The organism is Paracoccus marinaquae (assembly GCF_018860165.1).
GTDB classification, from domain to species: Bacteria; Pseudomonadota; Alphaproteobacteria; order Rhodobacterales; family Rhodobacteraceae; genus Paracoccus; species Paracoccus marinaquae.
This window is the reverse complement of record NZ_JAHKNG010000018.1, coordinates 55416-69352: the sequence shown is the minus strand read 5'-3', so window position 1 is coordinate 69352 and position 13937 is coordinate 55416. Positions and strand designations below refer to the sequence as shown.

The following is a 13937-nucleotide window of genomic DNA, read 5'->3' as shown; positions in this document are numbered from 1 at the left end:
TTCAAAAATCCCATGTCGATCACTCCGTATGCCTCCAGCTGCTTCAAGCCGAGGCAGGGTTGCACATGGGTCAATTCTCAATGACAATTTTGGCGGTTGCCGGGTCAATTCTCAGTGGCAATCAACAACCGTGGCCGACTGGCAGGCGGGAGGTTCTGGTGATGTAGACCTCCCCCCGGCAGCCTCTCTGTGCCACGGTGGATCGGCTTTGCTCCACGTTTGCGGGCGTCGATGATCGAGGCTGGCATGACCGGCTGGCCCTGGCGAAAACTGATGGGCGTGATCGCGCGCAAAATAGTCTTGACATGAGATTAGTTTTCTTCTAAACCTCGTGCAGCCTACCAAGCCATCACAGGAGAGGCCGACATCATCGGCGCCGAAGGAGCAACCCCCCGGAACCTCTCAGGCAAAAGGACTGTGATCGGCACGGCGATCTGAAGCGTGCTGCGGCCTGAACCCCGCATCCCGCGACAGAGGGGATTGGACCTGCCAACCGGCAGGATGAATCTTGGGTCGCGGGAGGAAACCATGACCAGAATAGCCGTAATCGGCGCCGGCATCACCGGCGTGACCACTGCGTCGAGCCTGATGGACCGGGGCTACGACGTGACCCTGTTCGACCGCAACCGCTATGCGGCGATGCAGACTTCCTTTGCCAATGGCGGGCAGCTGTCGGCCTCGAATGCCGAGACCTGGAACCGCTGGTCCACGGTCTTCAAGGGCATGAAGTGGATGATGACCCGTGGCGCGCCGCTGCTGGTGAACCCGAAGCCCAACTGGCACAAATACAGCTGGATGGCCGAGTTCGTGGCCGCGATCCCGCAATACCGGGCGAACACGGTCGAATCGACCCGCATGGCCATCGCCGCCCGCGGCGTCCTGCGCGAGAAGGCCGAACGTCACGGCTTCGATTTCGACTGCGAAAACCGCGGCATCCTGCACATCTACACGAAAAAATCGGAATTCGATCACGCCACCGAGGTCAACAAGCTTCTGGCCGAGGGCGGGCTGGAACGCCGCGCCGTTGCGCCCGAAGAGGTGCGCCGGATCGAACCCGCGCTCAGCGGTGATTTCTACGGCGGCTACTATACCGAAAGCGATTTCACCGGCGACATTCACCGTTACACGACGGGCCTGGCCAGATCCATCGAGGCGCAGGGCGCGGTCCTGCGTTTCGGAACGGATGTCGACGCGCTGACCGTCGACCAGAACGAAGTGCGCCTGACCTGGAGCCGGAACAACGAAAGCCAGACCGAGACCTTCGACGCCATCGTCGTCTGCGCCGGTGTGGAAAGCCGCGCCATCGCGGCCCGGCTTGGCGACCGGGTGAACGTGTATCCCGTCAAGGGCTACTCGATCACCGTCAGGCTCGATGACGAGGCAAGCCAGCGCGCGGCCCCCTGGATCAGCCTGCTCGACGATGAGGCCAAGGTCGTCACCAGCCGTCTGGGCAAGGACCGGTTCCGGATCGCGGGCACGGCCGAGTTCAACGGGTACAACCTCGATATCCGCGACGATCGCATCCGGCCCCTGGTGAAATGGTGCGAGCGGTTCTTCCCGGGCGTCAGCACCGAACACGCCATTCCGTGGGCGGGGCTGCGTCCGATGATGCCGAACATGATGCCGAAGGTCGGACAAGGGGTCCGCGACCGGGTGTTCTACAACACCGGGCACGGACATCTGGGATGGACCCTGTCGGCCGTGACCGCCGAGATGGTGGCCGAGACCGTCGCCACCTCCCGAACGGTCGGGGGCGCCGGCGGCGCGCGGGTTGGCGCATCGACGGGCGGGGCCAGGTTCAACCGCTTTGCCAGCGCGGCCGGGCATTCAGCGTAACACCTGCGCGCCAGCGACCGAACTACTGCTGGCGCGATGGATCGCGCGGGGGCCGCACCGGCCCTCTCGCATTCGGGGCCTTGATCAGGATGGTTCCGGCCCGGCGCGACCATCCGAGAGGGTGGCGATCCGCGGTCGCAGGCAGCCTTCGTGGATCACGAACTCGGCCACCTCTCGTGCGCCCCTGCCGTTTCGTAGCTCGGCCATGACCACCGGTCGCGTGCCGCGGGCCAGGCGGGCGTCCTGCTCCAGCAGCCCGGCATCGACCCCGACATGGGGGGCGAGATCGGTCTTGTTCACGACCAGAAGGTCGGATCGCGCCAGCCCCGGGCCCTTCTTGCGCGGGATGTCCTGGCCTGCGGCGGTGTCGATGACATAGATCGTCAGATCGGCCAGTTCCGGGCTGAAGGTCGCGGCCAGATTGTCGCCGCCGGATTCGATCAGCACCAGATCCAGATCCGGGATCGCGGCGTTCAGATCAGCGATGGCAGCGAGGTTGATGCTGGCATCCTCGCGGATCGCGGTATGCGGGCAACCGCCGGTTTCCACCCCGCGGATGCGCTCCTGCGGCAGGACCTGCGCCCGCATCAGTGCCTCGGCATCCTCGCGGGTATAGATGTCGTTGGTGATGACGGCCATGGACAGGCGGGGCGCGAGAAGGCGGGCAAGTTCGATGGTCAGCGTGGTCTTGCCAGCACCCACCGGCCCGCCGATGCCAACGCGAAGGGGACCGTTGCTCATGTGCGGAAAATCCTTGTTGTCATGGTTTCGTGACGGGCCTGGGCGATCTCGGCCCCGATCGCGCAGCCGCCCAGATCGGCCTCGGATGCAGCCGCCGCGCGGGCCGCGATCTGCAGGATCCGGGGGGCCAGCGCGGCGAGGATGCCCTGCCCCTCGGCCTGGCCCAGCGGCATGAAGCGCACCGCCGCCTGGATCAGATTCAGCGCCTGCCCGTGCAGATAGAGCGCGATGACCTCGGTCCGCGGCAGGGTCAGGGTCGAGCAGGCCCGGCCGACCGCGACCGGCAGCGTCGCGGGCCGGGCATCGCTGCCGGTCAGCGCGGCGGCAAGGGCCGAAAAGGCGACCCCCTGTTCCAGCGTCTCGGTCAGCCGTTCCGAACCAAGGCACATCGCCCGCGCCAGATCGTCCAGCGCGTCATGGTCCGCGCCCGGCCGCAGGGCCAGCGACAGGATCACCGCATCGCTCCAGCCCGCGCCATGTTCCAGCACATCCGAAAGCCAGCCGGCCAGCATCGCGCCGCCCTGCACCGGCCCTTCCTCCATCGCCCATTCCAGCCCCTGCGCATAGGCGAAGGCGCCGGTCGGAAAGGCCGGGGACAGAAGCTGGACGGCAAGCAGCCGGTCGGCTTCAGTGGGAATGGCCGAAAGTCCGTCCATGACCGTAAGCTCCGCCTTCGGGCCGGAAGGGCGCAAAGCCCCGGGCAAGGGTCGCGCCAAGGCGGCGCAGCATGTCCTCAAGCACCGGATCGGCGCGGATCACCAGATGATCGGGGCCGATCTCGCAGGGGCAGTGGCGGTTGCCGATATGCCAGGCGAGGCGCGGCAGGTCGCCGGTGATTCGCAGCACCGGCTCATGCGCCTCGGTGACCGCGATGGCGGTGCCATCGGCCAGCGCGAAGGCAGCGCCGGGATCGAGGCTGACCGTCTGCGGCAGGTCGACGACGAAGGTGGCGCCGCCTTCGGTCGACAGCCGCTTGCGTCGCAGGCAGCGCGATTCGTAGTCCAGCACCACGCGCCCCACCACCTTGCGCCCGTGATCCGCGGGCAGGACCGCGACCGCAACGCCCAGTTCGTCGCCATTGGCCAGAAAATACATCCCCACCTCCGTTCAAAACAGGAAATAGCGTTGCGCCAGCGGCAGTTCGGTCGCCGGCGCGCAGGTCAGAAGCTGCCCGTCCGCGCGGACCTCATAGGTTTCGGGATCGACATGAATCTCGGGCGTGGCGTCGTTCAGGCGCATGTCGCGCTTGGCGATGCCGCGCGTGCCCTGAACGGCGATCGCCGCCTTGGCCAGCCCCTCGGTCGCCCCGGCCTCCAGCCCCGCCGCGCTGGTGAAATGCACCGAGGCCGATTGTGTGGCCCGGCCGCAGGCGCCGAACATCGGGCGCGAATACATCGGCTGCGGCGTCGGGATCGAGGCGTTCGGGTCGCCCATCTGCGCCATGACGATCTGGCCGCCGATCAGCGTGATCTCCGGCTTGGCGCCAAAGAAGGCCGGGTGCCAGATGACCAGATCGGCGCGCTTGCCCGGCTCGACGCTGCCGACATGGCTGCTGATGCCATGCGCCACCGCCGGGTTGATGGTGTATTTCGCGACATAGCGGCGGGCGCGCAGATTGTCGTTGTCGCCGGTTTCGCCCTCCAGCCGGCCGCGTTGCAGTTTCATCTTGTGCGCGGTCTGCCAGGTCCGCGTGATCACCTCGCCCACGCGGCCCATCGCCTGGCTGTCGGAACTGATGATCGAAAACGCGCCCAGATCGTGCAGGATATCCTCGGCCGCGATGGTCTCGCGCCGGATGCGGGATTCCGCGAAGGCCACGTCCTCGGGGATCGCGCGGTCCAGATGATGGCAGACCATCAGCATGTCCAGATGCTCTTCGATCGTGTTGCCGGTATAGGGCCGCGTCGGGTTGGTCGAGGAGGGCAGGATGTTCTGCGACCCGACCACGCGGATGATGTCGGGCGCGTGCCCGCCGCCCGCCCCTTCGGTGTGATAGGCGTGGATGGTGCGCCCGCCGATGGCCTTCAGCGTGTTCTCGACAAAGCCCGATTCGTTCAGCGTGTCGGTATGGATCATCACCTGAACGTCGTGATCCTCGGCCACCTTCAGGCAGCAGTCGATGGCGGCGGGGGTGGTGCCCCAATCCTCGTGCAGTTTCAGCGCGCAGGCCCCGGCGCGGATCTGTTCGACCAGCGCCTCGGGGCGCGAGGCATTGCCCTTGCCGGCAAGGCCGATATTCATCGGCAGGCCGTCGGCGGCTTCCAGCATCCGCCGGATATGCCACGGTCCCGGCGTGCAGGTGGTGGCGAGTGTGCCGTGCGCAGGCCCGGTGCCGCCGCCGATCATGGTGGTCAGGCCGGAATGCAGCGCGTCCTCGACCTGCTGGGGGCAGATGAAATGGATATGGCAGTCGATGCCGCCCGCCGTGACGATCCGCCCCTCGGCGGCGATGATCTCGGTTCCCGGGCCGATGACGATATCGACGCCGGGCTGGGTGTCGGGGTTGCCGGCCTTGCCGATCCCGGCGATGCGGCCATCCCTCAGCCCGATATCGGCCTTCACGATGCCGGTATGGTCAAGGATCAGCGCATTGGTCAGCACCGTGTCCACCGCCCCGCCGGCGCGGGTGATCTGGGACTGCCCCATGCCGTCGCGGATGACCTTGCCGCCGCCGAACTTGACCTCTTCGCCATAGGTGGTCAGGTCGCGTTCGACCTCGATCACCAGATCGGTATCGCCCAGCCGGACCCGGTCGCCGGTGGTCGGGCCGAACATGTCGGCATAGGCCGCGCGGGAAATTTCAACCGGCATCCAGCGCCCCCATCACCTGCGCGTTGAAGCCCCAGACCGCGCGCTGACCGGCATAGGGGATCAGCCGGACCTCGCGCCTTTGCCCCGGCTCGAACCGGATCGCGGTGCCGGCGGCGATGTCCAGCCGCATGCCGCGGGCGGCCGCGCGGTCGAAATCAAGGCCGGGATTGGCCTCGGCGAAATGGTAGTGGCTGCCGACCTGCACCGGGCGGTCGCCGGTATTGGCGACCATCAGCGTGATCGCCGGGCGATTGGCGTTCAGGGTCAGCGTGCCCGCGGCGGGGGTGATTTCTCCGGGGATCATCGGCCTACCCCGCCAGTGCCAGCGCGGCGCCGGATACGGCGGCCAGCGCGCCCGCGCCACGGATCGCCAGCGCCGGGACCGCACGCCCCGCAAGGATGCCCAGACCGTGCAGCAGCGCCGTCGCCACCGCGAACCCGGCGGCATAGATCGCCAGCCCCGTCTCGGGCCCCTCGGCCCCATGCGCCCAGCCATGCGCCGCGCCGAAGCCCGCCGCGGCGGCCAGCATCACCGACAGAGGCAGGCGCACCGCCATGGCGACCAGCGCCCCAAGGATAATGCAGGAGGCAAGGATCGTCGGCTCGACCCCCGGAAACGGCATCCCACCCGCGCCAAGCGCGCCGCCGACCACCATCGCGCCGACAAATGCCGCCGGCAGCGCCCAGAGCGCGCGGCCCCCGACCTGCGCCGCCAGCAGGCCAAGCGCCACCATGGCCAGCATGTGATCGGCGCCGCTGAACGGGTGGCCGAAACCGGTCGGGAAACTGCCGGCGCCGGCACCGCCATGGGCCAGCGCCGCCGTGGGCAGCAGGCAGGCCAGAAGGACAAGGGCTTTTTTCATCGCGGACTCCTTTAACGGATCGGGTGGTGGACGGTGACCAGCTTGGTGCCGTCGGGAAAGGTGGCCTCGACCTGCACGGTCTCGATCATCGAGGGTACGCCCTCCATGCATTGATCGGCGGTCACGACCCCGGCGCCGGCGGACATCAGGTCGGCAACCGAACGGCCGTCGCGGGCGCCCTCGACCACGAAATCGGTGATCAGCGCGATCGCCTCGGGGTGGTTCAGCCGGACCCCGCGCGCCAACCGCCCGCGCGCCACCATGGCGGCAAGGCTGACCAGCAGCTTGTCCTTTTCGCGTGGGGTCAGGTTCATGTTCCGCTCCTATGATTGCCAGACGCGGGGCAGCCCGCCCGGCCGCAGGGTTTCGATCAGCCGTGCCATCTGCCGGCGCAGGGGCCAGGCATCCGCGGCCGTCGCGCGCAGCACCACCCGGCCGGGCAGGGCCGAGGCCGCCGCCATGACGCCCGGCTCGTCCAGTGCGGCACGGATCGCCGGCAGACGGTCCTCGGCCCCGTGGGCAGAGAGGATCAGCACCGCGAAGGCGCGTGCGCCCATCAGCAGCGCCGGGCCGTCGCTGCGGGCCAGCGTGGCATCGTCCAGACGCAGCGGATCCAGCAGTTCCAGCCGGCCATCGCGGCGGATGGTCCGGCGGTCCTCCAGCCAGATCCGGGTCAGCACCTCGCCCATGGCGGCGCGGCCCAGCACCACGGTTTCCAGCCCCAGAAATTCGGCATTCCCCGCCAGATCGACCACGGTTTCGCGGCCAAGCCGTGCGCCGTCAAAGAGGATGGTTTCCTGCGGCAGCCAGTCCAGCGCGGCGCCCGCGCCGACCGAAAGCGCGACCCGCGCCCGGGCCGGGCCGGTATCGGCGCGATAGGCGCGCTCGGCCGTCTGGGTGGTGGCGGTGGCACGGCTGCCGGGGGCCAGCGACAGCCCGTATTCCAGCCGGTCGCCCGAGGTCAGCCCGCCCGAGGTGTTCAGAAACACGATCTCGGGCGCCGGGCCGTGGCTGCGCGGCAGCATGACCTTGGCGCTGCCGGATTGCGAAAGCCCGGTCAGCCGGCCGCGATCCATGGCGACAAAGGCCACCCCCGCGCTGCGCTGCATGTGAACCGCGTCAAACATGGGCCGAGCCTAGGCGTGGCCGGTGGCAGGGTTGAGCCGGAACCCGTCCATAGACAGCACCTGCGCCCAAAATGCCCGCAAAACCGGCAGTCTGTCGGTTGTGTGATCGCGGAATTGGCAATGACGGTTTCGGGCGGGCGAAAAACGGGCAGGTTCGCCCCACCACGTCAGGCCGCCGCAAGGCTTGCCAGCCGCTGATGCAGCGCCTCGCGGCCCAGCGTGTCGGGCGTGCCCTCGATCACCACGCTGCCGCGTTCCAGCAGTGCGAAACGGTCACCAAGTTCCCAGGCGAAGTCGAAATACTGCTCGACCAGCACGATCGCCATTTCGCCGCCCGCGCGCAGCGATTCGATGACCCGGCCGATCTGGGCGATGATATTGGGCTGGATGCCCTCGGTCGGCTCGTCCATCAGCAGCACCCGGGGCCGGATGACCAGCGCGCGGGCAATGGCAAGCTGCTGTTGCTGGCCGCCCGACAGATCGCCGCCGCGACGCTGCGCCATTTCGGCCAGAACCGGGAAATTGTCATAGATTTCATCGGGCACGCGGCGTTGGCCGGGGGGCAGACAGCCAAACCCCGTCTCGAGGTTCTCGCGCACGGTCAGCATCGGGAAGATGGCGCGGCCCTGCGGGACATAGCCCACGCCGCGCCGCGCCATGTCCTGCGCGGTGATCCGGCCAAGACGCTCGCCCATCAGCCGCAGTTCCCCGCCCGAGCGCGGATGCCGCCCGGCCAGCAGGTTCATCAGGCTGGTCTTGCCCACCCCGTTATTGCCCATGACGCAGGTGACACGGCCCGGCTCGGCCGCGAGCGTCACGCCATGCAGGATCTGCGAGCCGCCATAATGCAGGGTGACATTTTCAGCTTCGATCATCGCTAGCGCCCCAGATAGACCTCGATCACGTCGGGATTGGCCGAGACATGGTCCAGCGACCCCTCGGCCAGCAGGCTGCCCTGATGCAGCACGGTCACCTTGCAGTTCAGCCGCCGCACGAACTCCATGTCATGTTCGACCACCACCACGGCCCGCGTCTCGGCCAGCCGCTTCAGCAGCGTCGTGGTCTGTTCGCGCTCGGCCAGGGTCATGCCGGCCGCCGGCTCATCAACCAGCAGCAGGCGCGGCTCCTGCGCCAGCAGCATGCCGATTTCCAGCCATTGCTTCTGGCCGTGGCTCAACTCGCCGGCCTTGCGCCGGATCTGCCCGGCCAGCCCGACCTCGGCCGCGAGGTCCTGCACCCGCGCCCGCGACCCTGCCGAGGGCCGCCAGCGCAGCACGGCAAAGGGGCCGCGCGGGGCCTTCAGCGCCATGATCAGATTGGCCTCGACACTCTGATCCTCAAAGACGGTCGGGCGCTGGAACTTGCGGCCGATGCCCGCACGGGCGATCTGCGCCTCGGACATGCGCAGCAGGGATCGGGAATTTTCGCCCCAGCGAACCTCGCCGCTGTCGGGCCGGGTCTTGCCGGTGACGATATCCATGAAGGTGGTCTTGCCGGCGCCGTTCGGGCCGATGATGGCGCGCAATTCACGCTCGGCAATGGCGAAGGAGAGGTTGTTGATCGCCTTGAACCCGTCAAAGCTTTTCGACACGCCCGAAACCTCCAGAAGCGCGCTCATGCCTCGGCCTCCTGTTCGCGCAGGGCGCCCAGATCGGGGCCGAGATCCTGCCCGCGCCGGTTCGGGTGGCGCAGCCCGGTGATCGCGTCGATGACGGAGGACAACCCGCGCGGCGCGAACAGGGTGACGCAGACGAAGGCCAGCCCCAAGAGCACCTGCCACCAATTGACCCATTGCACGCTGAAGGGTCCAAGGTTCAGGTCCGGTGCCCGCCCGCCGGTGAACCAGCTTGACAGAAGCGACACGAACACCGCCCCGATCACCGCCCCGTAAAGCCGCCCGCGCCCGCCAATGGCGACCCAGACCGCCAGGTAGATCGAGGCGATGGGCGCCAGTTCCGCCGGGTTGATGATGCCGGCCTGCGGATAGTAGAGCGCGCCGGCAATCGCGCAGATCATCGCGGTCAGGGTGAAGATGACCAGCTTGTAGCCCTCGACGGAATAGCCGAGGAACCGCACGCGGGCCTCGTCGTCGCGGATGGCGCGGATCACGCTGCCGAACTTGCCCGCGACCAGCCAGCTTGCCAGCAGATAGGCCAGCCCCAGCGCCAGCGCCGAGGCCCAGAGGAACCAGACCGAAAGCGTCGCCTGCGGCACATGGCCAAGGCCGGGGATGTTCTGCAGCCCCGACAGCCCGTTATTGCCGCGAAAACCGCTGTCGTTCTGAAACAGCCACAGCGCCAGCGCCAGCGTCATCGCCTGGGTCAGGATCGACAGGTAGACGCCGTTCACCCGCGACCGGAACGCCAGCCAGCCAAAGACCAGCGCGAACAGCCCCGGCACCGCCAGCACCAGCAGCAACTGCATCGGCAGGCTGCCCGCGAAGGCCCAAGTCAGCGGCAGGTCCGACGAGCCGACGACGCCGAAAATCTGGCTGGTGATGCCCTGCTGCAGTTCCATGGGTGTGGGCGGGATGGGCGCGTTGGCCAGCGTCGCGGCGACGATCTCGCCGGTGCGCGCATACATCAGCCACATACCGATCATATAACCGCCAAGCGCAAAGAAGGCCATGTGACCGAGGCTGAGGATGCCGGCATAGCCCCAGACCAGATCCATCGCCAGCGCCGCGAGCGCCAGGCACAGCGTCTTGCCCAGCGTCTTGACCATCGAGGTCGGGATCGCGCCGGTCCCGTAGGCCTGCGACATCAGCGTGACGGCGATGGTGAATGCGGCCAGAATTCCCAGAAAGATCAGCACGGAGGGGTATTTGCGGATCAGCATGCTCTCAGCCCTCGACAAAGCGGCCACGGGTCGGAAAGATCCCGCGCGGCCGGAACTGGATGAAGACGATGATGAACAGGATCATCCAGGTCTGCGCCGCCAGCGTATTGGCCGGGTTCAGCACCTCGATCCCCTTCTGCAGCCCGCCGATCAGCGCGGCCCCGGCCAGCGTGCCCCAGATATTGCCGACGCCGCCCACGACCACCGTCATGAAGCTTTGCACGATATAGTCGCTGCCCAGTTCCGAGGTGACCTTGGCGAACAGCCCGATGGCCACGCCGGCGATCCCGGCGATGCCCGAGCCAAGGCCGAAGGTCATCATCGCGACGCGATCCGGATTGATCCCCATCGAGGCCGCCATGCCCGGATTCTGCGTCACCGCCCGCATGTTCAGCCCCAGCCGGGTACGTCTGGTGATGAACAGGAACAGGCCCAGAAACAGCAGCGCAAGGACAAGGATCGCCACCCGGATGGTCGAGATCGACACCACCTCGCCCCAGCTGATCGCGCCGCCCAGCCAGTCGGGCGCGGTCAGCGGCCGGGCCTGCGTGCCGAAGATGTTCTTGGCCATCTGCTGCAGCGCGATGGACACGCCGAAGGTCGCGAGCAGGGTTTCCAGCGGACGTTTCGCCAGATGCCGGATCACCAGCAGATACAGCACGACCCCCGCAAGGAAGGTGACGGCGAAGGCCGCCGGCAGCGCCACGATCAGCGAGACGGTTTTCCCGGGAACGAGGGTCTGGACGACATAGCCGGTATAGGCCCCCATCATGATGAATTCGCCATGGGCCATGTTGATAACCCCCATCACGCCAAAGGTGATGGCAAGGCCGATGGCGGCAAGGAAATAGATCGAGGCCAGCGACAGCGCGTCCAGCGTCAGGTCCGCGCCCTGCTGCACCCGCTTGCGAAAGGCCATGTCGTTCAGCGCGGCGCGGGCGGCATCCGTCACCTCGGGCGAGGCCTCGGCATAGATATCCGCGAAGACATGCGCCTTGAGCGCGGCCTCGACCTCCTCGGCCGTCGCCGCCGGGGCCAGCGTTCCGGCCTGGGCCAGCGCGGCATAGGCCCGGTCCCGGGCCGCGGGATCGGCCAGATCGGCGACCGGAACCCCGGCGACCTGGTCGCCCTCGATATGCGCGGCAAGGGCGGATTTCTGGTCGGCCTCGGTCAGCCGCGCGCGGGCCAGCCCGGCATCGACCAGCAGGCGATAGGCGGCATCAGGGGACAGATCGTCGCTGCCGGGGGAAAGCCGGGCGGCGATATTGGCGGTCTCGGGCAGGCTTGCGGCCGCGACACGGCTGGTCGCCAGCAGCGGGCTCAGCGCCGCCTGGACATCGGTGCCATCATCGCCGTCAAAGCTGTCGATGGCCGTGACCCGCGCCGCGGGATCGGGATCGAAGCGGATCGTCAGCAACCGCTCGAGCCGCGCCTTGCGGGCCGCAAGGCCGGGGTCGGGATCCTGCAATGCCTGCCGCAGGGCCGGCAGATGCCCGGGTGTCGCGTCGCGGCCAAGCGCATCCAGCGCCGCCTGCCGGCGGACCGGATCGGGATCGGCCAACTGGGCCGGCACCAGCGCCGCCGCGATCAGCCCGCGAACGCCGGAATTGGGCCGCAGCAGGTCCACCTCTTCGGTGATCCGGGCGCCGGTGACGGCATCGATCGTCGCTTCGCCATCGACAATGGCAAAGCGGCCTTCGGCGGTCAGCCCCAGGCGCCGGTCGCCCCAGGCTTCCAGGAAGGTGACCGCCCCAGCCCCGCTGGCCGCGATCTCGTCGATGACGGGGCCGATGGTCTGGCGCGAGGGTTTGGCGATCTGGTCGCGGCTGACCTCCAGCACGGCGCCCAGATCCTGCGCCGAGGCGGGACCGGCGATAAGCAGCAGAAGGCAGAATACAATCCGGCGCATGGCGGGCCTTTCGATCATTCGCGGATGGGGCGGCACGGGGCCGCCCCGCCGTCGTCAGTAATTCGACTGGACCTGCACGCAGCTGTTCGTCTGGGTGTTGAACATGCCGCATTGCTTGCCCGGCCAGTCGGCGTCCAGCACCGCGGATTCCGGCAGGAAGTCGGTCCAGGCGTCGCCCGGCACCGGCTCGGTCTCGCTGACGATGTCGAACTGCCCGTCCTCGCGGATCTCGCCGATCAGCACCGGCTTGGTCAGGTGATGGTTCGGCAGGACCGTCGCGGTCGAGCCGGTCAGGTTCGGGACCTCGACGCCGACGATGGCCTCCAGCACGGCGTCCGTCTCGGTCGAGCCGGCCTTCTCGACCGCCTGCACCCAGGCGTTGAAGCCGATCATGGTGGCTTCCATCGGGTCGTTGCTCACCCGGGCCTCGTTGCCGGTGAAGGCCTGCCACGCCTCGACGAAGGCGGTGTTCTCATCGCTTTCGGCGGTCTGGAAATAGTTCCAGGCGGCCAGGTGCCCGACCAGGTTCGCGGTGTCCAGACCCGACAGTTCCTCTTCTCCGACCGAGAAGGCCATGACCGGAATGTCGTCGGCGGACACGCCCGCCGCCGCCAGTTCCTTGTAGAACCCGACATTGGCATCGCCGTTGATGGTCGAGACCACGCCGACCTTCTTGCCATCGTTCCCAAGCGCGACCACGTCCGCCACGATCTTCGACCAGTCGGAATGGCCGAAGGGCGTGTAGTTCACGAAGATATCCCCGGCCGCGACGCCGTTATCCTTCAGATAGGCGTCAAGGATGGTGTTGGTCGTGCGCGGATAGACATAATCCGTGCCCAGCAGCGCCCATTTCTCGACCCCCAGTTCGTCGCGCATGTAATCCACGGCGGGGATCGCCTGCTGGTTCGGTGCGGCGCCGGTATAGATGACGTTCTTCGAGGATTCCTCGCCCTCATACTGAACCGGATAGAACAGCAGCCCGTTCAGTTCCTCGATCACCGGCAGCACGGATTTGCGGCTGACCGAGGTCCAGCAGCCGAAGATCGCATCGACCCCCTGGACCGAGATCAGTTCGCGCGCCTTTTCGGCGAACAGGGGCCAGTCCGAGGCCGGATCGACCACCACCGCCTCGATCTGCTTGCCCAGAAGCCCGCCCTTGGCGTTCTGCTGGTCCACCATCATCAGCACGGTGTCCTTCAGCGTCGTTTCCGAAATCGCCATGGTTCCCGACAGCGAATGCAGAACACCGATCTTGATCGTGTCTCCGTCCTGCGCCGCCGCGCTGCCCGCCACCGACAGGCCAAGCATGCCGCCGAATAGAATGGGTCCGAAAGCTTGCATATCTATCCCTTCCGCGCCGCATCGACCTGCCGCCCCCCCCTGCCAGGCGGAGGCGGTGCCAGATCCTGGCAGCAACCTGATTTCACCCGCGCGGCATCGTCGTCGTTCACGCGATCGCGGCCGCACACATCCGGCCTCAGCGACCGGTCGCAACTGCAGAACATCCGCTTGCCCTTCCGGCCGGCAATTCGCCCGGCGCAATTGCGGGGCCGCCGCATCGGCACTGGCGATGCAGGCGTCAGTTTCAGGCCCGGATGCACAAGATCCGTGCAGTCTTGGGAGATGCCGGCCGTGGGAAATGGCCGCCCGATGGGTGATCGCCCTTTGCCTCGCAGGGCGCGCGCCAGTCTGACATTTTCCTGACAGGAACCGTCAGCCCCGCGTCAGCGTGCGGCCGCTATTCAACCTTCCAGAGGCGCGAATCAATCCGGATCGCGTCGTGCATTGGCCGCCAGACAGGCGCCGCAATCT

General features: G+C 67.6%; 14 protein-coding genes and 1 riboswitch. Of the genes, 1 reads left to right on the top strand and 13 read right to left on the bottom strand.

The window, feature by feature from the left end; genetic code table 11:
* Window positions 1-342 precede the first annotated feature (342 nt).
* A riboswitch (glycine riboswitch) is annotated at window positions 343-428 on the top strand.
* Between the two features lie 100 nt (window positions 429-528).
* A complete protein-coding gene (locus tag KNW02_RS11705; RefSeq protein ID WP_252733757.1) occupies window positions 529-1836 on the top strand; it encodes a D-amino acid dehydrogenase in 1308 nt (435 codons plus the stop codon).
* A gap of 84 nt (window positions 1837-1920) precedes the next feature.
* Here KNW02_RS11705 and ureG read toward each other — a convergent pair whose 3' ends face one another.
* The 13 genes from ureG to urtA form a co-directional block, all read right to left on the bottom strand.
* Complete coding sequence (gene ureG / locus KNW02_RS11700) at window positions 1921-2577, bottom strand: urease accessory protein UreG (protein ID WP_216033455.1); 657 nt, start codon at window positions 2575-2577, stop codon at window positions 1921-1923.
* Window positions 2574-3233, bottom strand: a complete 660-nt coding sequence (locus KNW02_RS11695; RefSeq protein WP_216033454.1) for an urease accessory protein UreF — start codon at window positions 3231-3233, stop codon at window positions 2574-2576. The genes ureG and KNW02_RS11695 overlap by 4 nt, the downstream gene beginning before the upstream one ends.
* Window positions 3205-3672, bottom strand: coding sequence for an urease accessory protein UreE (locus KNW02_RS11690; RefSeq protein WP_216033453.1), 468 nt, complete (start codon window positions 3670-3672; stop codon window positions 3205-3207). Before KNW02_RS11690 ends, KNW02_RS11695 begins: the two co-directional genes overlap by 29 nt.
* Before the next feature lie 12 nt (window positions 3673-3684).
* Window positions 3685-5388 (bottom strand): urease subunit alpha, encoded by a 1704-nt coding sequence (gene ureC / locus KNW02_RS11685; RefSeq protein WP_216033452.1) that lies wholly within the window; start codon window positions 5386-5388, stop codon window positions 3685-3687.
* Window positions 5378-5692 (bottom strand): urease subunit beta, encoded by a 315-nt coding sequence (locus KNW02_RS11680; protein WP_216033451.1) that lies wholly within the window; start codon window positions 5690-5692, stop codon window positions 5378-5380. The genes ureC and KNW02_RS11680 overlap by 11 nt, the downstream gene beginning before the upstream one ends.
* 4 nt (window positions 5693-5696) lie before the next feature.
* The gene (locus KNW02_RS11675; RefSeq protein ID WP_216033450.1) at window positions 5697-6251 is read right to left on the bottom strand and encodes a HupE/UreJ family protein; all 555 of its coding nucleotides are present in this window, start codon (window positions 6249-6251) and stop codon (window positions 5697-5699) included.
* Window positions 6252-6262: 11 nt separating this feature from the next.
* Window positions 6263-6565, bottom strand: a complete 303-nt coding sequence (locus KNW02_RS11670) for an urease subunit gamma (protein WP_216033449.1) — start codon at window positions 6563-6565, stop codon at window positions 6263-6265.
* Between the two features lie 9 nt (window positions 6566-6574).
* Window positions 6575-7378: an urease accessory protein UreD gene (locus KNW02_RS11665; RefSeq protein ID WP_216033448.1), complete on the bottom strand. Its 804-nt coding sequence runs from the start codon at window positions 7376-7378 to the stop codon at window positions 6575-6577.
* A 167-nt stretch (window positions 7379-7545) separates the two neighbouring features.
* Complete coding sequence (gene urtE, locus KNW02_RS11660) at window positions 7546-8253, bottom strand: urea ABC transporter ATP-binding subunit UrtE (protein ID WP_216033447.1); 708 nt, start codon at window positions 8251-8253, stop codon at window positions 7546-7548.
* A 2-nt stretch (window positions 8254-8255) separates the two neighbouring features.
* Complete coding sequence (gene urtD / locus KNW02_RS11655) at window positions 8256-8996, bottom strand: urea ABC transporter ATP-binding protein UrtD (protein ID WP_216033446.1); 741 nt, start codon at window positions 8994-8996, stop codon at window positions 8256-8258.
* Entirely contained in the window at window positions 8993-10216 is a 1224-nt protein-coding gene (gene urtC / locus KNW02_RS11650; protein ID WP_216033445.1) for an urea ABC transporter permease subunit UrtC, read from the bottom strand. Before urtC ends, urtD begins: the two co-directional genes overlap by 4 nt.
* 4 nt (window positions 10217-10220) lie before the next feature.
* The gene (gene urtB, locus KNW02_RS11645) at window positions 10221-12125 is read right to left on the bottom strand and encodes an urea ABC transporter permease subunit UrtB (RefSeq protein WP_216033444.1); all 1905 of its coding nucleotides are present in this window, start codon (window positions 12123-12125) and stop codon (window positions 10221-10223) included.
* A gap of 54 nt (window positions 12126-12179) precedes the next feature.
* Window positions 12180-13466, bottom strand: a complete 1287-nt coding sequence (gene urtA, locus KNW02_RS11640; protein WP_216033443.1) for an urea ABC transporter substrate-binding protein — start codon at window positions 13464-13466, stop codon at window positions 12180-12182.
* Between the last annotated feature and the right edge of the window lie 471 nt (window positions 13467-13937).